The organism is Paenibacillus ferrarius (genome assembly GCF_002027705.1).
Classification (GTDB): domain Bacteria; phylum Bacillota; class Bacilli; order Paenibacillales; family NBRC-103111; genus Paenibacillus_E; species Paenibacillus_E ferrarius.
On the sequence record NZ_MBTG01000030.1, the window covers coordinates 57,983 to 81,556 of the forward strand.

The following is a 23,574-nucleotide window of genomic DNA, read 5'->3' on the forward strand; positions in this document are numbered from 1 at the left end:
GGAGGGACCATGATGAGCAAAATTATCGTCCGCGGTGGCCGAAAGCTAGCTGGCAATGTGAAAATCAACGGAGCAAAGAATGCGGTTCTGCCGATTATTGCGGCTTCCATTCTGGGGTCGGAAGGTGAAAGCGTCATCCATGATGCGCCTCCCCTTGACGATGTACTAGTCATTAATAAAGTCTTACAGAGTTTAGGCATTGAAGTGGAATACAACCGTCAGGTTATTCGTGTTCGCGCTCAGAACATTAACACATGTGAAGCCTCTTATGATCTGGTTCGTAAAATGAGAGCTTCCTTCCTCGTGATGGGCCCTTTGCTAGCCAGACTGGGTCAAGCGAGAATTTCGCTGCCAGGCGGCTGTGCGATCGGCACAAGGCCGATTGATCAGCATCTCAAAGGCTTCGAAGCGATGGGTGCCGATATTGAATTAGGTCAGGGATACATCGAAGCCAAGGTAAAAGGACGCCTCAAGGGCGCCAAAATTTACTTGGATGTGGCCAGTGTTGGAGCAACGGAGAATATCATGATGGCAGCTACGCTTGCTGAAGGCACAACCATCATTGAAAATGCAGCCAAAGAGCCCGAAATTGTTGATTTGGCCAACTATTTGAATGCTATGGGTGCTACCATTCGTGGTGCAGGTACGGGTGTTATTCGTATAGAAGGCGTAGAAAAGCTATGTGGAGTCGTACATACGGTTATTCCAGATCGGGTAGAAGCGGGTACATATATGATCGCCGCAGCGATTACGGGCAGCGAGCTGTACATGGAGGGCGCAATTGGCGATCATCTCCGACCGGTTATTTCTAAAATGCAAGAAATGGGCGTTGTCATCGAAGAAGATGAAAACGGTATTCGCGTTCGCGCTTCGGGACCACTCCGTGCCGTTGACGTGAAGACGCTGCCGTATCCCGGCTTTCCTACGGATATGCAGTCGCAGATGATGGCGCTGCTTATGGTGGCCGACGGCACGAGTCTTGTAACCGAGACCGTGTTCGAGAACCGGTTCATGCACGTGGAGGAATTCGCGAACATGAATGCTCATATCAAGGTCGATGGCCGTACGGCTATCGTAAGCGGCAACGCTAAGCTGCAGGGCGCGAAAGTATGCGCAACCGACCTGCGTGCAGGGGCAGCGCTTATTCTGGCAGCGCTGGCTGCTGAAGGTGAAACGGAGATTACAGGCGTTCACCATATTGACCGCGGGTACGTGGACATCACGGACGTTCTTCGTGAGCTTGGTGCTGATATTCATAGATCGGTGCCGCAAGAAGTCGAACAGGAAGCGGCGGATCTAGGTTTCTTCAACATTCAGCCGACGCTGGCTTAAATAAAGAGGGGCTGTCCTTTAAGTAGATGAACCTACTTGAGGGACAGCTTTTTTTATTTGGGTTTCGGAGAGGCACAATCGTACCTATTCTAAATTTACTTCGCGATTGCTGGCAGTTCAGATTTGTACAAGGTAACCTGACGTAAACTGGCCGCTCCGCGTACGATCTCTTTCATACGTATACATGTAGCATCTGGATCTATGCAGCTATTACAGGTTCTGATAATCTCTTGATGAGCCTTCTACTTTCTCTGAGCTCTAGCTCCAGTTGCTTTCTCTAAACCTGCAATTATGCATCTTTTTTGCTCTTGGAATAGCCTCAACTATTAAATTCCTGCGTTTGTGCAGGCTTTTGAGGCCTTTTCTGGATGAGAGGCTTAAAAAGATAAAAATGCCTGCACAATTGCAGGCATTTCCACTTTTTAACCGAATTCGCCCGGGAATTCCTGTATTTTCGCAGGTTTATACAATCGGGTGAACGGATCTGAACTGGAAGCCCCTTCATCCTGCGTGGAGACTATCAAGGTAATCCATCTCATCATCTATCGACCCTTACACTCTATATTTGGCTTATGGAACAACCTCTTTTTTGTATTTGGAAGATTAACATAGGCCCTTGCCCCCTCCCTACATCTACGGCTCTACTTTGTTCTATTCTAGCAAATCCTCTCATAAGCTAAGTCATACCAAAATACCTGCTAGTAAACGCGCTTATGGAGGCTGTTCAGACCTATGTTCAAGAAAAAACGCGTGCTTAACCACAGGGTCATCCTCTGGATGGCTGTTTGCTTGTCTTCGATGTTATGCGTCACTATGTTTGTGCCCATGCTGCTAGTCAAGAAGATTCCTAATGGCGACGCGGCGGCCCCTGTACAAGTAGCGACGGATGGATCGCTGCAGGAGACGATTACCGCGCAAGGCTTAATGATTCCCGTGTATTTAACGAAGAAGGCGATGGTTGAGACCGTTCCGCTGGAGCAGTACGTGAAAGGTGTTCTCGCGGCGGAGATGCCAGTTGAGTTCGAGCTGGAGGCTCTTAAGGCGCAGGCCATGGCAGCCAGGACGTATGTTGTGCGTAGAGTCATAGAAAAGGATTACAGCAATATGCCGGTGAATGACGCCCTTGTGACGGATACTACCGCGCATCAAGCCTATCTTACAGAGCAAGAGTTGAAAGAGAAATGGAACAAAAGTTCGTATGAGGCGAATATGGCCAAGATTGATAGAGCTGTGAATGAAACCAAAGATATGATTCTTACTTATGAGCATAAGCCTATCAATGCCACTTTTTTTTCGACAAGCAATGGGTATACAGAGAATTCGGAGGACTACTGGCCTTTTATGAGTCCCTATTTGCGCAGTGTGCCTAGCCCTTGGGATGTGTCGTTATCTTCGCGCTATCAAGAAACGGTTGAAATCACCTACAAAGATATGCTTCACAAACTCGGGGTTACGAGTATTGCTACGACAGGCACGAATGCCAAGGCAATGAAAGTGCTAGAATGGTCTGCCGGTCATCGGATTAAGAAAATGACGATTGGTGGCAAAACATTCTCCGGACGTGAAGTAAGAGAGAAGCTGGGTCTAGCATCCTCGCAATTCGATTGGAAATGGTCCGGCTCCAAAGTCGCGATTACGACCTATGGATTCGGTCATGGCGTTGGTCTGAGTCAATGGGGAGCCAATGGTATGGCGAAGGAAGGCAAAACGGCCGAGCAAATCGTAACCTACTATTACACCGGCATCTCTATTGAAAAAGCGGCTCCTTTTATCCAAAAATCTTAATCTGATCTTGTCTCTATAAAAATATCTTTCTTCAAGTATAAAACCTTTAAAAGTGTCAAGAATGGTTGATGAGGTGATAACCATGAGTGATCAAAACAAAGGTTTTCAAAAAGAAGAAGCTCCTAAAACTGTTCAAGGAGCACAAGGTAGTCCATCTGCATGGAAGAGGTTGCTTGCTAAGAAGTGGGTATTCCCAGCAACGTATGTGGCGGCAGCAGCAATTATCTTAACCTTAATGTGGGTGTACCAGGACATCGGGACCAAGTCAGTCAGCCAAGATCTGGGCATTAAGGTTAGCAGTACAGACAAATCGACGAACGCACCGGATGGGGCCGTTGCCGTTAATGCGCAGCCTGAGACCATCCAGTGGCCTGTCAAAGACAGATCGCTTGTCGAAGTTTCAATTCCGTTCTACGACACCAATGCAACCAATGATGTGAAGCAGGCGGCTATGATTCAATATAACGATCAACTGACGCCGCACTCCGCGATTGACTTGAAAGCTAAAGATGGCGCGGCATTTGATGTCTTGGCTGCTTTGAGCGGCAAAGTAACAGCCGTCGAGCAGAATCCGGTGGTTGGCAGCCTCGTTGAGATTACCCACAGCAACGGTCTGATCAGCGTGTACCAAAGTTTATCTGACGTGAAGGTGGTCAAAGGCGCTGAAGTGAAGAAAGGCGACGTTCTCGCCAAGGCAGGCCGCAATGAGTTCGAGAAAGAGGATGGCGTGCATTTGCACTTCGAAGTACGTCAAGCCAGTGACAATGCAGCGGTTAATCCCGAGACGCTCTTGAACGCGAAACAGTAATTGCTGGCATCCAAACAGCTACATAGATAGGGGCAGCGGGTACATCCTGCTGCTTTTTTGCATTGATTTTGAAAATAAATATGGGAATTGGGCTTGTCAGGCTTGGTTACGTAGAATATCTAGTCATGCCCCTCATATACTTTACCAAACTATCTCGAGTAGGGAGGCGAGGGGAGTGCACGATTACATCAAAGAGCGAACCATTAAGATTGGTACCTGTATCGTCGAGACCAAGAATACGGTTCGCACCATTGCTAAGGAATTCGGCGTTTCCAAAAGCACGGTGCATAAGGATTTAACGGAAAGATTGCCGGAAATCAACCCGGACCTGGCCAATCAGGTGAAGCACATTTTGGAGTATCATAAATCCATCAGGCACCTAAGAGGAGGAGAAGCGACGAAAATTAAGTATCGCAAGACACGAAATCCGAAGCTTTCCGATAACTTGGTCACAGTTAAATCCTAAAGAACCGCTTCATCCCGGCCGCTTCCTGAAACTGGACATGTCGAAATTTCACGGAAAAAGAGGAATTAATGCAATTGCAACGAATTTAGCTTATAATTAGAAATATCTATAAAGAGCGCCGATTCTTCACGGGATGGACGGTAGATTTAGGGAGGATTAACTTGAAATGTTAAGCAAGGATATTGGAATAGATCTCGGCACGGCAAATGTGCTTATTCATGTGAAAGGACGCGGCGTCGTGCTCGATGAGCCTTCCGTAGTTGCCATTGAAAGCGATACGAAACGCGTACTTGCTGTAGGAGAAGAAGCTTTCCGCATGGTAGGTAGAACTCCCGGCAACATTATTGCGATTCGCCCATTAAAAGATGGCGTTATTGCGGACTTTGATATTACGGAAATGATGTTGAAGCATTTTATTGCCAAAGTAGGGGGCAAGAACTGGTATTCGCATCCTAGAATTCTGATCTGCGCCCCTACCAACATCACCTCGGTCGAGCAGAAGGCGATCCGCGAAGCGGCTGAGCGCAGCGGTGCCCGAGAAGTATTCATGGAAGAAGAACCTAAGGCAGCGGCTATCGGTGCCGGCATGGACATCTTCCAGCCTAGCGGCAACATGGTTGTAGATATTGGCGGAGGGACGACGGATGTTGCTGTATTATCCATGGGCGACATCGTCACCTCCTCCTCCATCAAGATCGCTGGCGACAAGTTCGATATCGCGATTACGAAGTATATCAAAAATAAGTACAAGCTGCTCATTGGTGAACGGACAAGCGAAGACATCAAGCTGAAAATCGGAACGGTATATCCACATGGCAGAGATCAAGAGATGGATATTCGCGGTAGAGATATGGTATCCGGCTTGCCACTTACGATTACGATCCATTCCAGTGAAGTACAAGAAGCTCTGTGGGATCCGGTTTCCTCCATTGTTACAGCAGCGAAGAGTGTATTGGAGCGAACACCTCCCGAGCTTTCGGCAGATATTATCGACCGTGGCGTCATTCTGACAGGCGGCGGAGCATTATTGCACGGGCTAGATCAATTATTGGCAGACGAGCTGAAGGTTCCTGTCTTAATCGCGGAAGATCCGATGTCTTGCGTTGTTAAAGGAACAGGCATCATGCTTGACAATCTAGATAAAGTATCCAAACGCAAATTCAACTAAGCCAGCTAGGCAACAAACTACCCAAGAGGTGAAATATGTTAAGAGGACTATATACCGCGGCGGCCGGCATGATCTCCGAGCAGCGCAGGCATGATACGATTACGAATAATATTGCGAATATCAATTCGCCGGGCTTTAAGCAAGGGAATTCATTGTCACGTTCGTTCCCGGAGATGCTCATTTCGACCATTCGCGGTGGACAAGGCGCTTCGACAGCTCCGCTTGGGAGAATGAGCTTAGGAGTATTTGCGGAAGAAAACATTTCTATTCATACACAAGGGGATTTGCAAGAAACACAAAATCCCTTCGATTTCGCTCTAGTCTCGAACATTCAATTGCCAGGCATGACCTTTGATGCGACAGGCAAATTTGTAAGTCCGGACGGAACGCGTACGTTTCAGCCGCAAGCTCTCTTTACGGTGCTGAACGGGAATGGCGAGCAGCGGTACTCTTTGAATGGCAAATTCACGGTGGATACGACAGGTCAGCTTGTGAACGCGAACGGCAATCAAGTCGTGGGCCGAGATGGACAACCTCTCCTCCTCACGGATGGAGCGGGTCAACCGATTCATGCCTTCAAAGTGACGGACAAGGGTGAATTCCTTGACTCGAATGGTCTTCCGCTTCTGAATGCGGCAGGACAACCTATCGGATTAATGCTTTCGCGCGCGGAGAACCCGAATCTTCTGCTGCGTGAAGGGAATGGGATGCTGCGGATTAATCCAGGTGATGAAGCGACGGTCACACAGGTTGCTGCAGGCGATCAAGTTGAGGTTCGTCAAGGGTTCATTGAGCGTTCTAACGTAGATTCTGCTCAATCGATGGTCGATATGATGTCTGCGGCTCGTGCTTATGAAGCCAACCAGAAGGTCATTCAGTCTTATGATAAAAGTATGGACAAAGCAGCAAATGAAGTAGGGCGCGTTTAATCTAGCTTGCGAAGGAGCCAGCCATGAACAATTCCATGATTAACTCATCGGTATCCATGCACAGCTTACAGCAAAAGCTGGATATTCTCTCTAATAACATAGCAAATGTGAATACGAACGGTTTTAAGAAGAAGGAAGCTTCTTTTGAGGACGTTCTAACGAACGTGAAGGCACAACCGGAAGGATTCCGTCAGCAAGGGCGCTTCTCTCCGCTAGGTTTCAACCAAGGCTGGGGTTCTAAGCTGGTGCAAATTCATACGAATTTAGCACAGGGGCCTATTCAACCTACAGGGAACCCAACCGATTTTGCGATCCAAGGAGATGGATTGTTCGAAGTATCGGTCAGCACAATCGACGCTAATGGTAATCCTGCGTTCCAGCCATCTTGGACGCGTAATGGGGCGTTTAGTTTAACACCTGATACAACGGGCGGTACAGTGCTTTCGACCAAAGAAGGTCACTTCGTAACAGGAATCGATGGCAACCCAATTCATGTACCAACTGGTTTCAGACCGGTGGTTGAATCCAATGGTACGGTTAACGGCTATAACGAGCAGGATGCCACTGCTGCGCCTATTCGAATAGGTCAGATCAAGCTGGTTCGGGTTGTACGTCCACAGCTTCTCCAAGATATCGGGAATAACCTGTATGCACTGCCTAATGGGATTACGGCTGCAGAGAAAGCTAATATTTTGCAAGATCTGAATGGCGGTCTTGACACATCGAATAATCGCGTAACCCTTATGCAAGGGTTTCTGGAGCAATCCAACGTGACGCTAGCCGATGAAATGACCGATCTGGTTATCGTACAGAGAGCACTGCAACTCAATTCCCGTGCTATCACATCTTCGGATCAGATGATGAATATGGCTAATAACTTGCGCGCCTGATCGTAGAAAGGGAGGGATAGGGCTCGATGTCGGACAAGCCAACTCCAAAGCAAAAGAAAGCAAGGCCGAAATGGCTGACTATACTATGGATTATTTTCAAGATCATTCGTATCCCCGTACTCTGCGTACTGGCCGTCTATATTGGTCTTTGGGTAGGTTATACCAAGCTTGGTCATCAGCCGGCTGGGGAAATCTTTCATATGAGTACCTGGCGTCATTTATACGATCTGGTCTTTGCGAATTAACTCGGACTCCCTCACTGGGAGTTTTATTTTTGTCTGAGCAGCGGTATAATGAATGAAGGTCCATGAACAGATACCAGATATTAGGTGCAGGAGGGGTACTTTGAATATACCGAACATGCTCACCCTTAGCAGGTTTGTTCTAATTCCTGTTTATCTAGCGACTTTTCTTAGTGGGCATATCCAAATTGCTTTCTTGATCTTGCTGGCAGCTGGGCTTACGGATATTCTTGACGGTTATATTGCGAGGACACGAGGATTGATTACTCCCGTTGGGGTTATGCTTGATCCATTAGCGGATAAGTGTATGATGATTGCTGTTATTTTATCCTTGTTGATTACTCACATGATCCCTTGGCAAGCCGCAGCCGCAATGTTCATTCGGGATGCAGGCATGATCATAGGCTCGGCCTTCTTTCACTTTAGGGGCAAATTAACGGTTCCCGCGAATGTGATGGGGAAGTTGACAACGGTCTTATATTATCTCGCCATTCTCTTTATCGTGTTTAAGTTAACCTTTGCTGTGACCTATCTGTGGTTCGTGATTAGCGTTTCTTTTGTAACGTCCTTTATTTATATATTCCAATTCCTATTATTGAATCGAGCTGCCAAGTCTAAATAATCGTACATATTAACGTAAAAAGAGCTTATGCCAAGGACTGTGCACAACCCATTAGACATAAGCTCCTCTATATGAACCTTCATTTCTGCAGTTAATGAAGGGACAACCCTATTGTAAGTGATTCCCTTGTATTTTATACAAGCTATTCTGAAAGGAGCTCTACTTGTTATGTTAGATATTAATCAGATTCAAGAGATTATTCCACACCGTGCGCCATTCCTGTTGGTGGATCGTATTTTGGAGGTTGAAGAAGGCGTTAGAGCGGTTGGGATTAAGAATGTAACAATCAATGAACCGTTCTTCGCAGGGCATTTCCCCGGCTATCCAGTTATGCCTGGCGTGCTTATCGTGGAAGCTCTCGCGCAGGTTGGTGCTGTAGCTGTTCTATCGATGCCGGAGTATAAAGGGAAAATCGGTCTATTCGCTGGTGCGGACGGGATCCGTTGGCGGCAACAAGTCGTGCCTGGTGATACCCTTACGTTAGAAATGACCATTACACGGGTAAAAGGAACTATCGTCAAAGGCAACGCAGTAGCCAAGGTAGGTGACAAAGTGGTAGTCGAAGGCGAACTTATGTTTGCCCTTGCTAATAAATAACCCATAGATAAAAAGGAGATGAACCTGACTACTATGACGCGTGTACAAACAGAGTATCAATTATGGTTAGAGGATCCAGCGGTGGATGCCGAAACGAAGAAAGAACTGCAAGCCATTCGGGACGATGAGAAAGAAATTGAGGATCGATTCTACAAAGATCTCGAATTTGGCACTGGCGGGCTTCGCGGTGTGATTGGTGCTGGAACGAATCGAATCAACGTATATACCGTTGGACGCGCAAGCCAAGGCTTGGCACAGTATGTGAATGGAACGGGCGCAGCAAGTCCCTCCATTGTCCTGGCTTATGATTCCCGTCATATGTCGCCGGAGTTCGCTTTGGAAGCGGCCCTCGTTTTCGCGGGGAATGGCATCAAGGCTTATCTTTTCCAGACGCTGCACGCCACACCACAGCTTTCTTTTGCCGTGAGATATTTAGGGGCCAATGCAGGCGTAGTCGTAACAGCGAGTCACAATCCACCTGAATATAATGGTTACAAAGTATATGGCGCAGACGGCGGCCAACTCGTGCCTCAGTATGCGGAGCAAGTTATCGCAGAAGTTCAAAGCATTGATTCCTTCAGTAAAGTAAAGAAGCTGAGCCAGCAAGAAGCAGAAGCTCAAGGGCTGCTAGCTTGGTTAGGCGAGGATGTAGATCAGGCTTACATCGAAGCGGTCACGGCAATCAGCCAGAATCCGGAAGTCATTAAAGAGATTAGTGATGATTTCCGCATTATCTTTACTCCGCTGCATGGCGCGGGGAATGTGCCGGTTCGCGAGGTGCTGAAAGCAGTCGGTTTCGGACAAGTGCGTGTTGTTGCGGAGCAGGAGCAGCCGGATGCTCAATTCTCGACCGTGAAGTCTCCGAACCCGGAGGAGCGGGAAGCTTTCACACTGGCAATTGCGCAAGCGAAGGAATGGAATGCTGACATTATCATCGGTACGGATCCCGACGCAGATCGCATGGGCGCGGTCGTGAAGGATCCGAACGGGGAGTATGTTGTATTAAGCGGCAATCAGTCTGGAGCCATCATGGTGAATTATTTATTGTCCAGCCTGAAGGAACGTGGAACATTGCCGACAAACGGCGTTGTGGTCAAAACGATCGTGACGAGTGAAATGGGCGCAGTCATCGCCAATCATTACGGAATTCCTACCTTGAATACGTTAACCGGCTTCAAATATATCGGAGAAAAGATGTCCCAGTTCGAGCAAAGTGGCGAACATACCTTCGTATTCGGTTACGAAGAAAGCTACGGCTATTTGGCTGGCGACTACGCCCGAGATAAAGATGCTGTTATTGCAGCGATGCTTATTGCAGAAGCTGCAGCGTATTACAAAAAGCAAGGCAAGACCTTATATGAAGTCCTGCAAGAGCTATACGAATCCTTTGGTTACTTTTTGGAAAAACTGGAGTCAAGGACGCTTAAAGGCAAGGATGGCGTGGAACAAATCGGACGCATGGTGGATGCATGGAGAACGAATCCGCCGACCGAAATCGGGGGTACCCGTGTAACTGCGTTAGAAGATTACGTCAAAGGCGTGGATGGGCTTCCGATCGAGAACGTACTGAAGTTCAAGCTGGAGGATGGTTCCTGGTTCTGCCTGCGTCCGTCAGGCACGGAGCCCAAGATTAAATTTTATTTTGCGGTAAAAGGATCAACAGGTCCGGCAGCCGCAGAGCAGCTGGATGGCATCATTCAATATGTACTTAGCCGTGTAGACGGATAATGGAATAGGATCAATTGAACCTCTTCAGAACCTAAGTCAGGGATAGGTCGTCTAATGAATAAATGGAAACAAAATCCGTATTCATTTGGCCTATTTCCCAAGCTTGGGAACTGGAGAGGTTTTCGAATGTATAAGGAACTATCCAAGTAAATGCTCTAAGGAGTGGACGATTAGTGAATTGGTATAAAACATGGAACAACCCGCTCAAAAATGTATTGTGGTGGCTCGTCATTATTGGCATGCTCGGCTCGCTGCCGCTTGCCTTCACACGTCACCAAACGGAAACATCGGCGAATAAAGTCGAATTTGTTTTCGATTACCGCGATCTGTTGGATGTCTCTGATATTCAAACAAACCCGCAGACCTTTGTTGCCGAGCATTTGAAGAAGATGAAGGCAGCAGGCATTCAATCTATGGCTGTCTACGAAAGCACCTTGGCGGAACTCAGAGAGAGCCGTCGCATTGAGATGTACAATTCTCGGGATGCCGCCGCGTTAACGCAAACATTTGGCAACCCGAATGAGAACTTCACGTATGTGTTGTTCCCAGATAGCGCTACCCAGCAAAAGCTGGAGCCTTTAATTCAGAAAACCTTCGGTGATCTGCAGGTAGGGGTTAAGCCTTGGAGTTTCAGGAATAAAAATGGGCTTATCATTCAAATGAGTTCGGACGATGCTTCGATTAAGACGATGGATCCGGATCCCATTACGCTGCAAGCACTGAAGGACCAAGGCTTTCAAATCGTTGTTCGTTTATCCAATCGCAGAGCGTTTGTTACGAATGACATGGATCGTCTCCTGAAGCAATTGTATGATTTGGGCGTGAAACGAATTCTTGTGGACGGCAATGAAGTGCCGGGGTATACCGAAGAAAATACGGAAGTTAACCTTAATAAAATGGCCGATCTTCTTCATAAATATGATATTGGTCTTGCCGCTATTGAAATGCTGAAGGAACCGCAAAAAGGGTTCAGTACGCTTGCCAAGCAAACGAATTATAATGTCGTTCGCTTGCATTCTTTTACGGAGAAAGACAGTGAGAAATTGATGGAACCGCTCAAAAAAGCGGAATTGGAAGATCGGATTCAAGGGGTTGCGGATCGTTTTGTTCTTGCGGTCAAAGATCGCAACATCCGTATGGTGTTCTTGAATGCGAAGCCTTTGAAAAGTTTGGATAAAGGCAAGCTGGTAGATCCGCTAGCTGCTTTTTATGAAAGCTTGCAAGGGAAAGATGGAGCAATTCCTCGTATTGAGAAAGCAGGCTTTACACTGGGAACAGCGGAAGCATTCACAGTAGAGTCAAATGGATGGCAGAAGATAGCGCGAGTGTTTATCCTGGTAGGCGGGGTTAGTTTGATTGTGTTGACGGCTTCCTTCTTCATTCCGGAGTCTGTCTTGTTCCTATTCGTGATTGGCCTGCTAGGCGCTATTGCGCTGCATACTCTGTCCGCGAACCTTTACGCACAAGCCCTTGCTCTTGCGACTGCTATATGTGCGCCAAGTGTTGCCATGATGCTCGTTATTCGGGCTATTCAATCGGGAGCTGCGGCCAAGTGGAAGTCTGGATTAGCCTTTGGCTTATGGCAGCTGCTCAAAACCTCATTGATTTCTCTTATAGGCGTGGTGTTTGAGGTTGCTCTGCTGAATCACATTAGCTACTCGCTGGTTATACAGCAGTTCCGCGGCGTCAGCGCTCTGCATTTATTGCCTATTGCGATTGTCGCACTGTATTTGTTGTTCTTTAGCGAGAATAATACCTATAAGGAGAAACAAGCGAAGGTTCGCAAGATATTCTCTTCCTATATCAGCGTTCTGTGGATTGTGGTAGCTGGCATTGTTTTGGCGGCTGGTTATTACTACTTGTCCCGTACGGGGAACGAGGGACAAGCCTCCTCGATAGAGAAGCTGTTCCGGTCTTTCTTAGAGAATACGTTGGGTGTGAGACCTAGGACGAAAGAGTTCTTGTTTGCTCATCCACTATTCTTGCTAGGCGCCTATCTATCCGTTCGTTATCGCAATGCGATGTATGTTCTGTTCATAGGTGTTATGGGACAATTATCTATTGTGGATACGTTCGCTCATCTTCATACGCCGCTGCATATCTCTTTAATCCGTATTACTTATGGGCTAGTCTTCGGTGCGTTGATTGGAATTGTCTTCATTATTGCTTGGGAAATTATCACGAGGAGTTGGAAGCGATGGGTTCCTCAGTGGTCAAAATAGCGCTATCCGGCTACTATGGCTTCGATAATAGCGGAGATGAGGCTGTACTGCAGTCAATTTTGTTTGCCCTTCAGGAGCAAAGCAAAGAACAGGGCATTCAAATTGAGCCGATTGTCCTTTCCGCTAATCCGGAGAAAACAGCGGCCATGTACGGCGTTAAAGCGTACCATCGCATGAAACCGGGGGGACTGCTCCGCGCACTGCGTGAAGCGGATGGCTTGATCAGCGGAGGCGGCAGCTTGCTGCAGGATGCAACCAGTTCGAAGACAATCCCGTATTATTTGGCTGTTCTGAAGCTTGCGCAGTGGCTTGGCAAACCTACGTTTATTTATTCGCAAGGCATCGGCCCTGTGGGCCGTCCGATGTTCTTTGGCTGGATCCGCAGCGTATTCCAGCGCTGCGCGTATGTGTCGGTCCGCGACACGGAGTCCGCGGACTTGCTGGGCCGGATGCGCCTCCCGCGGGAGCGCATCACCGTCGTGCCAGACCCCGTTATGGGTCTGCCGCTGCCAGCTAACGGCGCAACGTCTGGCGCGCCGTCTGTTGAGCGGACGGTCGGCGTGTCCGTCCGCTTCTGGAACGAGGACCGCTCGGAGCTGGAAGCTCTCTCGCGGTCCCTGGCACTACTGCTTGCCGCGAATCCCGATGTGCGGCTGCGGTTCTTGCCCTTCCACCTCCCTTCGGATGAGGTGGCGTCGCAGTTCGTGATCGACCGCTTAGGCGATTACGGGGCGCGGGTGGAGATGGCGCGAGGCGTCGTCCATCCGCAGGACATGCTGGCGCAGGTCGCGGCGTGCGACCTGCTGATCGGGATGAGGCTGCATTCTTTGATTTATGCAGCCTCGCAGTATGTGCCTATGGTAGGCATTTCGTACGATCCGAAGATCGACCAGTTCCTCCATAGGCTTGGCATGAAAGCCGCCGCATCGACAGCCAGCTTCGATGCGGATGCCTTCGCCGAGGAGGCGCAGCGCCTCCTCGTGGATCGCGAGCAGTGGGCGGCTTCCAGCCGCGCCGCCATTGAAGAGCTGAAAGCGCAGGCTCAGCTTCCTGCGAAGCGCATTGTTTCATTTTACAAACAAAAGTTTAACAAATAAGCAACTAAATTTCGAAACTCAACGTCACATAAAGGAAGAGATATGCCATGAGTTCAACATCAACAACGATCCCTCCGGAGTCAGCCGCCGCGAGTGCGATCCCCAAAGTTCGTATCTACGGTGTGCCAGTCTCCAAAATGGGTATGGACCAAACCGTTGCCTACCTTACGAAGGCTATAGAGCAAAGGCAGCCTCATCAAGTGATTACGGCTAATCCGATTATGGTTATGGCCGCGCAGGATGATCCTGCGTACCTAAGCATGATGCAGCGTGCGGAACTGATCGTTCCAGACGGAACGGGCGTCGTGTGGGCCTCCGGATACGTGGGGCAGCCTGTTGCGGAGCGAGTTCCTGGCTATGACCTGCTTCATAGGCTGATGAAGGCCGGGGAGCCGCTAGGCTGGAAAGTCTACTTGCTTGGGGCTTCCAATGAAGTCATCCAGGCGGCAGCAGATAAGCTTCGTGCCAGCTATCCAGGAATCCAGCTTGTTGGTGTGCGAGACGGTTATTTCAGCGATGCACAGGATGCCGAGGTTATTCAAGATATCATCGATGCGGCGCCGGATCTGCTTTTCATAGGAAGATCAGCGGCTAATCAAGAGCCATGGATTGGCAAATATAAACACCAAATCGGAGTACCCGTTATGATGGGGGTCGGGGGAAGTTTTGATGTGCTTTCGGGCAAGCTAAAACGAGCGCCGGTACTTTTTCAAAAGCTGCGCCTAGAGTGGTTCTATCGCCTACTGCAGGAGCCTTGGCGCTACAAAAGGATGCTTCTGCTCCCCAAATTTGCCATCAAAGTAATGCGTGACAAAGAGAAAGTCACGAAATCCTGAAAAAATGTTTGAAAATTGCCTGAAAACGGTCATTTCAGACAAATTTAGCAGTAGTATTTGTGGACAAATGGGAGTATAATTCATTTCGGCGGATTACCTGCCACCCACGACAAGAGGAGCTGTGAAGAGAAGATGTATGGATTATATGCGATTGGGTTTATCGCTTCGTGCTTAATGGCGCTGCTGCTGACACCCCTGGTCAAAAAATTTGCCTTTAAGGTAGGAGCGGTTGACGCCCCGAACCATCGGAAGGTACATACCCGAATTATGCCGCGTCTCGGAGGATTAGCGATATTCCTTGCGTTCGTCGGAGCTTATTTCGTCGTCTCTCCAGCACTTGATGCTGTTAATTCGAATGCTGCCTTTGGTTTGCTAATCGGGGGCTTTGTGATTGTCGTGACGGGGGCTTTGGATGACCGGTTTCAACTATCTCCCAAATGGAAGCTGCTTGGGCAATTGATTGCTGCCTGTATTGTAGTCTCCTTTGGACTCAAGATCGATCTCGTTAACATTCCGTTCGGAACAACGAACCTGCCCATTGGCTGGTTAAGTATTCCGATTACGATATTATGGATAGTTGGCGTATCCAATGCCATTAACTTGATTGACGGCCTGGATGGCTTGTCTGCTGGTGTATCCGGTATTGCTACGACTACAATTCTCGTACTAGCTCTGATGATGGGCAATGTGACCGTAATTCTGCTTTGCGTGATCCTGCTCGGAAGCATCATCGGGTTTATGTTTTATAACTTTCATCCGGCCAAAATCTTTATGGGTGACTCTGGGGCGCTGTTTCTAGGGTTCGCTCTAGCAACGCTGTCCATCCTTGGGTTCAAACAAGCTGCAGTCGTTTCGCTGCTCATTCCTATTATGATTTTGGGCGTGCCCATATCGGATACCTTCTTCGCGATTATGCGTCGTTATGTGAACAAATTGCCGATCTCGGCGCCAGACAAAAGTCATCTGCATCACTGCTTGCTGCAGCTTGGATTCAGTCATCGTACAAGCGTGCTGATCATCTATGGGATTGCTTCCATCTTTGGCGGCAGCGCCGTGGTCTGTTCGGTCTTTATCTCCCAGGATTCGACTTGGGGACTTATAATGATTATTGTGGCTCTATTCCTCGTTATGCTGGTGGGAGCAGAAGCCATTGGCATCATTAGCAAGAGCCGCAAGCCGGTTCTCAACTTCCTACAGAAGCTTGTAGGGAAGCAAGTGCAAAGCGATCGCGTGGGCAAGTAAGCTTTACTCTTAAATCGTATCTATTGAATCCAACCTTCGGGTTGGATTTTTTTTGAATTTTATGAATTTATTTCTTTCTCTAAACTTTTCCTTGGTTTTGACCGATAAGTAGGATACAAGAACTTTTGGCGTTCAGCCACGTCTAATCATGTAGAATGATAGAAGAATATGGGAGGGATTGTCGAAAGTCGTACTGTAAAGTCAGGATTATTATCGTTTACTATGAATAACAACATTTATATTACATAAGGAGGAACTAGTTTTGAAATTATTGAATAAAAAATGGGCAAGTCTCATGTTGATTATGACTTTGCTTATTAGTGTGCTTCCTACCATGACGGCTAGTGCTGCTGGGACTATAACGGTGACTAACCTTTATACGGTTGATTTTGCCGCAGCTCCACCCAACAACGCTTATAATGATGCACTTGTTGATCGTTTTACACAAAGTCCGATTACAGTAAATGTAACGATTAATGGTATTACAAAGGATCAAATTAATAGTGTCTATTATCAGGTTATTAACGAGAATACGGGACAGATTACAACAAACACAACGAATAAACCTGTTGTGAACCCGAACAATAGTAGTGAAATCTATTTCCAAGGGGTCAATCTGACAGAAGGCAAGAATATCATCACTGTAAAATATGGGCAAACTGGCGGGATCGTTTCTAATCCAGCTTATGCTTATTACACCCCAGTGTCTAACATTGCCGGTTTGAAATTCAACGATGACTCTTTCGTTGATGGTGGCATGTATCCAACTCATGGTCCTTACACAGGTATTAATATCACAGGTAGCGCCAATAATGCCTCTGATATTGAAGCGACGCTGGGTGGAACCGTTTATCAACGTTCCGCATTTGCTAGTGGATTATTTACTTTTGTAACCAATACAGGAAGATCTACGGATATTGAATTTAATCCGGGAGACAATAAGGTTACTTTTGCTGCAAGGAACCAGTCGAATTTCTTTACGACAGAACGTTCTTTTACATATGACAACGGTAAAGCTTTTGCCTACAACACTCAAGCAAAATTGTTGGGTACTGCATCCTACAGCAAGCTTGTTGATAATCCAATTTTCGAAACCACAACACCAAGCGTAAAAGATATCGATTTTCAAACAGACATTAAGATTCATGGAACTGTAAGCAACTATGTATATGTAGATATATATTCAACAGCGGGCAACAACTATCGTTATTATCTATTAGGCAATAGTCAATTAAACAAGCCGAAACTTAGCGATAACACTACTTTTGCTCCGGACCTAACAGTAGCTAATCCACATCCTTATTCAATGTCGGAACCATATCGCATTTATAACTTTAAAGGACAGCTACCAGTTAATGTTGATAAATCAACGCAAGAATTATACTTTGTATTTACGGATGTTAACGGTGCAACAAGCACATCCCGTTATATTTATAGTTATGTAGATAAAGACCAACCTTATGTGAGCAAAGTCAATATATTGCGCACTGTCCCTGGTGGCGGAGGTTCTTATGAATCCACACTAAGTGAGGGTGGAAGCACTCAAATAACTAACTTCCCTGCAGATTTGAAGATCTACACGAATACTCAAGCAGATCAAGTGAAGGTCGAAATTAATGGAGCACTCTATAATTCTGGTTCCGTGACAAACGGGATCTATCCAGTAGCATCCTCGCTCACACAATTAAGCCTGTCGGGAATTACAGATGGTCCAGTAGTCATGAGAATTACACCTCTTAAAGGTGGAAACACTTATGCTGCAGGAGTAAAACAATATAACCTTGTCATTACAAGTGCACCATACGTTATTCTAAACAAAATCTATAATGCGATGGTTGTTAACAGCGCAAGCAAGCTTACTTGTGATCTTGCCGGATCTACGGCTCCTTGTATTTCAGGGCGTATCATAAACATATCAAGCCCCGCGGATTATGATAGCATTGTTTATAAAGTAAATGGTATCGAGGTAAAACCTTTATCAACTTACTTGCCTAAGGACAAAAATGGAGAGTTTGTTATTCAGGATTTTACGGATCCAAGCAAACCAGCAGGCAGCAATCAAATATTCGGCAAAGACGGCAAGTACACGCTGACGATTGAATTGAAAGTAGCTGGCAGGCTTGTTACCACAACGACTATGGAAATTTTCGTGCTTTCGGATAATGTTCCTTCAGTTGACAGCTTGCAGCCTTTTGAAGCCGACCCTTTAAACCCTGAGTTCATTAAAGACAAGGCTCTGCCAGACACCTATGTTACTAAAGCAACTCAAGTAAAAATCATTGGTAAGGTTATAAACTCAGTTGTAGCTGCTCCTGGCAGTGTAGCTGGTGCGGTATTGTATCTCCGCAAAGCACCAATGACGATTCCAGGTGATGGACGTATTGCTTTAACTCCAGCTGGACAAGCTGTGTTTGACACGGGAACATATTTTTCGATGACTGAATTTGGTCAATATGTATTTGAACTTATTGCTACGAATACGACTTCGGGCACTACGGCTAATAAGTTGTTGACCATCACTCGCGAACCTGCACCGTATACATTTTTCCACCCGTCTTCTAAGCAAATTATTAAGAATAACAAAGGTGTCGATCAAGCCAACATCAATCAGAACTACTTTATGATTGAGCTTGAAGCAGCGCAAGCCGATTCCGTTCTTTTTGGCAAAGAAGCAGCTATCTATGACAAAGTAACTAAACACTTCTTCTATGAAGCGAAGAATCTCAAGACTGGTGCCAATGAAATTAAGTTCACGGTAAACCGCGGCACATCCAAAATGAACGGAAGCATCGTGCTTTTCAATACCAATGTTACTATGGTAGGTGCGCAAATCAAGGCGCCATTGACGAATTCAATGAAGATTTTTGATAACGATATTCAGCTAACTTTCCCTAAGGATACGAAGTTGATGCGTTATGACCGTAATAACTCTACGCAATATGTAAGTGCGGATCGCCAAATTCTATTCGGAATCGCAAGCAATGATGATGGTCGAGTTGACCGTACAGAAGGTGTCGATGCTGTTGAGAATAAAAATGGGATGATTGCACTTGCTGAGCTTACAGGAAGATTCCGTCCAGCAAGCAAACGTTATTGGATCGATGCGGGAATCATCAAACCTGATGCCAATTCAACGGATTCAACCCTGCAAGAAGCTTACATGGGTAGCGGCTATCTGCCAAACCTAATTAATGGAGGAACAGCTCGCCCTCCTTTTAACCAAAGGGATTATAAAGATGTTGTTGTCCCTTCCAAAATTGGATCAATGACGTTGAAGTATGATAGCAACATAGTGCATGATGCATGGAGATACCTAACTGTGTATCAATATACACCTTTCGAAGATCCAAACGGATCCGGTATCTATCTGCCTAAGTGGAAAAACATCGGCGGTAAAGTAGATCCAAGCAAGAATACAATCACTGTACCTGTTGATTCCTTCGGATATTACCAAGTCATGTATATGGATAATAGCTTTAATGATGTAACTAATCATCCGTGGGGTAGAAATGACCTCGATATTCTGTATTCCAAAGGATATATGGACGGAAAAACGGATGGTTTGTTCATGCCGAACGATGCCATTACACGTGGCGAATTCGTAAGTATGCTTGTTGATATTTTCAATATCCCTTTAAGAAATTCAGATATTGAAGAGAACTCAGTATTCCAGAACCAAACAGGGACTTTCCTGGATGTTCAAAAAGGTTACAGCCTTCCAGGCAGTAATAATGGTCGATTGTTTGATTATCAGCATATAGAAGCTGCTGCAAGAGCGGGAATTGTACGTGGAAATGCTAATGGACTATTCTTGCCTAACAATTCACTTACTCGTCAAGACGCGGCAGTTATGATCGCCCGTGCTGGCGATATGAAAATGACAAGCGATGAAGCAAAAGCTTTAGCGAGTTTGAAAAAAATATTTACTGATGCGGATATTGAGCATATGGAACTGTATGCAGTGCCAGCAATTGAAGCAGTTTATAAAGCTAAATTCATTGAAGGTATCGAAAATGCATTGTTAACAGGTCAGAAGAAAGCAACCTATCGTTTCGACGCTCGTGAAACATTCACTCGTGCGCAAGCTGCCGCAGTAGCGGTACGTGTATTGAAACAACAAGGCATTATTCCAAAATGATAGCAAGACCAAAAGACCGCCCTATGGGCGGTCTTTGTTTATAGAGAAACCTTTGTCTTCTATAAGACATGGGTTTCTTTTATTTTCATTCATTCAGGATAATTTAAGCTAATTTTTAGTAACCATTCAGGTTCTCTACTTATTTACTTCACAAATGCTTTGTAATCTTATTTAGTAGGACATTGATTAAGAGAAAAACCAGATATACAGCGGCTTTACTGGAAATTTCTTATCAATGAAAAAATGAATAGAGTATCGTATACTAAGTTTGTAGCCGAGATGATAGACGAGAAGATATACGATAATCTATCACAAGATTCAAACGTCGCCCCGTTGGTTATAAGTTTTTATAACAAAAACTTTAAAATATTAGGAGGAAACAAACTTTTATGAAAAAAACATTATCCGTCGTTCTTACGTCCGCCATGGCACTTTCCATGTTCTCATCGGTCGCTTTCGGTAAAACATCCGCTGATTTCACGGATTTGAAAGATCTTGATGCAGCAACACAAGCGAAATTCGATGCGATGATCTCCGCTGGTATCTTTGACGGCGTGACGGACACAACATTTGGTCTGAAAGACGAAATGAACCGCGCACAATTTGCTAAAGTAGCCGCTTTGATCATGGGTCTTGATGTGAACAAAGACTTGAAAACATCGTCCTTCTCGGACGTTAGTGTAACCGATGAAGCGAATGGTTATGCACTTCCGTACATCGAAGCTTTGAAAACAGCAGGTGTTACAGATGGTTATGCAGAAGGTCAATACAACCCAGCTGGTAAAGTAACTAAAGAACAATTAGCTACATTCTTAGTACGTGTTCTTGGCCAAGATGACGTGGCAAAAGCGAAAACAGGCACAGACACAACGGTGTCTGGCTGGGCACAAGGTTATGTTGCCCTTGCTCTTGAATTGAAACTTCTGGCGAACGGCACTGACGGCACGTTTGGTGGTCAAGCTAACGCAACACGTGATCTTCTATTAACAGGTGCTTATGAAGCGAAACAACAATATGTACCAGCTGGCAAAGTATCCATGACAGGCGCGAAAGCAACTGGCGTGCAAAAAGTAGAAGTAACGTTCAATAAACCGGTTGACACTGAAAAAGCTAAATTGTCCTTGAAAAAAGGTACAGCAGATGTGGCAACAACTGTAGCATTCGCAGCTGACAAAAAATCCGCTGTCTTAACATTGACAGATGCAAAAATCAGCAATGGCGAGTACAAAGTAAGCATGAGCGGTATTGATGAAGCGACTGTTGATAAAACAACAGCTACGTTCACAGGTCAAGATGAAGTGCTGCAAAAAATTGATTTTGTTAATGCCGGCGACACCATTGCCTACACGGACAAAGTCATCGTAAAAGCAAAAGCCGTGAACCAATACGGTGAAGCAGCTTCCACCAATGCAGGTTCTTACAATGTATACACATCTGCAGCTAGTTTCACGAAGATTGCTAAAGATGCTGATGGTACCCTGTTGATTACGCTAAATACCAAAACAAATGATACAACACAAGGCGTTTCTGTTATCCCTGTAACGATCGTAAACAATGACAGCCACATCACAGTAACGAAAAACTTCAAGCTGGGTACACAACCGATCTTAACGAAGCTTGAACTAGGCCAAGCCCGTTACTCCGTAGGCACAGCATTGAACGGCAAAGGCGAGAACGTGAAATATGACCTGAACCTATACGATCAATACGGCGGTTCTATTGCTTATAACTCCTTAAGTGATTACAGTGCAACAACGCTGATCTGGAATGACTTTATCGACAGCAAAGATGTTACCTATGAGATCGAAGATAACGGCAATGATATTCCGGAAGTGAAAATCTCACTGATCAATGATCTGGATAAAGCTGGCGATTTCAACTTCACAGTGTTTAACCAAGCGGCAACAGCGACAGGTAAAATCACGGTGAATTCAGCTAAAGTAGCGAACAAAATTGCTATTGGCGACTTGAACGATGTGATTGCAGCTGGAGATAAAGATATCTACGTTCCAGTGATCGCTTATGATGCTCAAGGCAACCAATTGAGCACAGAAGACCTGACTAGCGAACAAAACGTAAAACGGATCTCTGTATCGCTTTCTGGCGCTGTTGGCGACAATAACGCAACAAGCGTTTCGATCGAAGATTCCGGCGAGCACAAAGGCAGCATTAAACTGCATGAAGTAAAAGCTAACGCTAAAGGAGCAGTTTCCATCACAGCGGTAATTGCAACAGCCAATGCAAGCAGCACAGCAACCAAAACGTATACGGTATCTGATGCACGTGTACCTGATCACTTTAAAGAGGTAACAGCACCATCGAAATCAATCGTTCCTGGTGGCGAGTCGAAGTTTGAGTACAGCGTCATTGACCAATACGGACAAGTATTGGATGATTCCTTGAACGTGAACACAACAACGGGTTATGTCGATGCAGCTGGCAGTCATTATACGGTTGAAGTAGGTGCGGTAACGTCCAGCGCTGCGAACAACTCTTCATCCAATACTAATGCGTATGTCCTGGCGCCTGTCTATGGTAAATTAGACGGAGTGAAAGTCTATGACAACACAGGAGCAAACGACTTTAAGAAATTCAATGATGAGTTCAAATTTGTAACTACAGCAGCTGCGAAAGACGAGAAAGTGGAATTCACAGCACGCATCATGAAAACAACACCGGGAGCAACTAGCCCAACTGAAATTGCTAAATTAACAAAAACAATGAATGTTGCTCAATCGACAGAAGACTTGACGTATGCCGTGAAAGAAGTTGGCTCCATCTTCAACACGCTTGATAGTGGCATCATTGATGCAGATCACCAATACGGAACTTCCTTGACGATTACCAAAGGCGAGCAGCTATCTGCCGCATCCAGTATGCTAGCCAAAGAAATCGAGATTACCGCTAAAAACGCCGCTGGCGACTTGGTTGAGCTTCCGGCTCAAATTACCCAAGTTACGTCTTCTAACAACAGCGTAGCGCGTGTAGAGCTTGGTACAGGCGACAATGCAGGCAAAGCCTTCGTCATTGGTAACAAAGCAGGAACAGCGAACTTGAATGTATCCTTCAAAACGATTAAAGGTGAAGTGAAACAAGCGACAATCCCTGTAACGGTGAAAGGCGACGCGATCGCTGTTAGCCAAATCACAGCAGAGGATTCCGCAACAGTAACGAACGGCAGCAGCCCATTTGTTGCAGCTAAAATCAAAGTAACGGATAGCTATGGTATTAAGTATGAGAAAGACGAAGTAGCGAAATACAACCATGTCTTAGGTCTGACGTTCGCTGCCAGCCATGTTAAAAACGGAACAGTTAGCATTAACCAATTTGGTGAGATCACAGCTAAACGCTCTGGTGACGCTGCAGTAACATTTGATTTAACAACAACAGCTTCCAATGGGAAATCCGTTGTAACAGCAATCACAGTTAACTAAGATGTATTGAAAAAGAAGGCCCTTCGGGGTCTTCTTTT

Annotated in this window: 17 protein-coding genes; all 17 read left to right on the top strand. The window is 46.1% G+C overall.

Annotated features, from left to right (window positions below):
- Positions 1-12: 12 nt before the first annotated feature.
- The 17 genes from murA (at position 13) to BC351_RS27520 (ending at position 23,536) form a co-directional block, all read left to right on the top strand.
- Complete coding sequence (murA, locus tag BC351_RS27440) at positions 13-1,332, top strand: UDP-N-acetylglucosamine 1-carboxyvinyltransferase (RefSeq protein WP_079417010.1); 1,320 nt, start codon at positions 13-15, stop codon at positions 1,330-1,332.
- A gap of 732 nt (positions 1,333-2,064) precedes the next feature.
- Entirely contained in the window at positions 2,065-3,117 is a 1,053-nt protein-coding gene (gene spoIID, locus BC351_RS27445) for a stage II sporulation protein D (protein WP_079417012.1), read from the top strand.
- Between the two features lie 82 nt (positions 3,118-3,199).
- Positions 3,200-3,925 (top strand): M23 family metallopeptidase, encoded by a 726-nt coding sequence (locus BC351_RS27450; RefSeq protein ID WP_079417014.1) that lies wholly within the window; start codon positions 3,200-3,202, stop codon positions 3,923-3,925.
- A 175-nt stretch (positions 3,926-4,100) separates the two neighbouring features.
- On the top strand, positions 4,101-4,391 hold the full coding sequence (gene spoIIID, locus BC351_RS27455) for a sporulation transcriptional regulator SpoIIID (RefSeq protein ID WP_079417016.1): 291 nt from the start codon (positions 4,101-4,103) through the stop codon (positions 4,389-4,391).
- Positions 4,392-4,557: 166 nt separating this feature from the next.
- On the top strand, positions 4,558-5,559 hold the full coding sequence (mreB, locus tag BC351_RS27460; protein WP_079417018.1) for a rod shape-determining protein: 1,002 nt from the start codon (positions 4,558-4,560) through the stop codon (positions 5,557-5,559).
- Positions 5,560-5,594: 35 nt separating this feature from the next.
- Positions 5,595-6,488, top strand: a complete 894-nt coding sequence (locus tag BC351_RS27465) for a flagellar hook-basal body protein (protein ID WP_079417020.1) — start codon at positions 5,595-5,597, stop codon at positions 6,486-6,488.
- Between the two features lie 23 nt (positions 6,489-6,511).
- Positions 6,512-7,378 carry a flagellar hook-basal body protein gene (locus BC351_RS27470; protein WP_079417022.1) on the top strand — a complete coding sequence of 289 codons (867 nt, stop codon included), beginning with the start codon at positions 6,512-6,514 and terminating at the stop codon, positions 7,376-7,378.
- A gap of 26 nt (positions 7,379-7,404) precedes the next feature.
- Positions 7,405-7,623: a DNA-directed RNA polymerase subunit beta gene (locus tag BC351_RS27475; protein ID WP_079417024.1), complete on the top strand. Its 219-nt coding sequence runs from the start codon at positions 7,405-7,407 to the stop codon at positions 7,621-7,623.
- 100 nt (positions 7,624-7,723) lie between these two features.
- Complete coding sequence (locus tag BC351_RS27480; protein ID WP_244209197.1) at positions 7,724-8,242, top strand: CDP-alcohol phosphatidyltransferase family protein; 519 nt, start codon at positions 7,724-7,726, stop codon at positions 8,240-8,242.
- Positions 8,243-8,410: 168 nt separating this feature from the next.
- Complete coding sequence (gene fabZ / locus BC351_RS27485) at positions 8,411-8,839, top strand: 3-hydroxyacyl-ACP dehydratase FabZ (protein WP_079417028.1); 429 nt, start codon at positions 8,411-8,413, stop codon at positions 8,837-8,839.
- 24 nt (positions 8,840-8,863) lie between these two features.
- Entirely contained in the window at positions 8,864-10,567 is a 1,704-nt protein-coding gene (locus tag BC351_RS27490) for a phospho-sugar mutase (RefSeq protein WP_425270947.1), read from the top strand.
- Positions 10,568-10,740: 173 nt separating this feature from the next.
- Complete coding sequence (locus BC351_RS27495) at positions 10,741-12,789, top strand: DUF5693 family protein (protein ID WP_079417032.1); 2,049 nt, start codon at positions 10,741-10,743, stop codon at positions 12,787-12,789.
- A complete protein-coding gene (gene csaB, locus BC351_RS27500; protein WP_079417034.1) occupies positions 12,765-13,886 on the top strand; it encodes a polysaccharide pyruvyl transferase CsaB in 1,122 nt (373 codons plus the stop codon). The genes BC351_RS27495 and csaB overlap by 25 nt, the downstream gene beginning before the upstream one ends.
- 47 nt (positions 13,887-13,933) lie before the next feature.
- Complete coding sequence (locus tag BC351_RS27505; protein ID WP_079417036.1) at positions 13,934-14,722, top strand: WecB/TagA/CpsF family glycosyltransferase; 789 nt, start codon at positions 13,934-13,936, stop codon at positions 14,720-14,722.
- 132 nt (positions 14,723-14,854) lie between these two features.
- Positions 14,855-15,964: a glycosyltransferase family 4 protein gene (locus BC351_RS27510; protein WP_079417038.1), complete on the top strand. Its 1,110-nt coding sequence runs from the start codon at positions 14,855-14,857 to the stop codon at positions 15,962-15,964.
- 262 nt (positions 15,965-16,226) lie between these two features.
- Complete coding sequence (locus BC351_RS27515) at positions 16,227-20,102, top strand: S-layer homology domain-containing protein (RefSeq protein WP_079417040.1); 3,876 nt, start codon at positions 16,227-16,229, stop codon at positions 20,100-20,102.
- 389 nt (positions 20,103-20,491) lie between these two features.
- A complete protein-coding gene (locus BC351_RS27520; RefSeq protein ID WP_079417042.1) occupies positions 20,492-23,536 on the top strand; it encodes an S-layer homology domain-containing protein in 3,045 nt (1,014 codons plus the stop codon).
- Positions 23,537-23,574 lie beyond the last annotated feature (38 nt).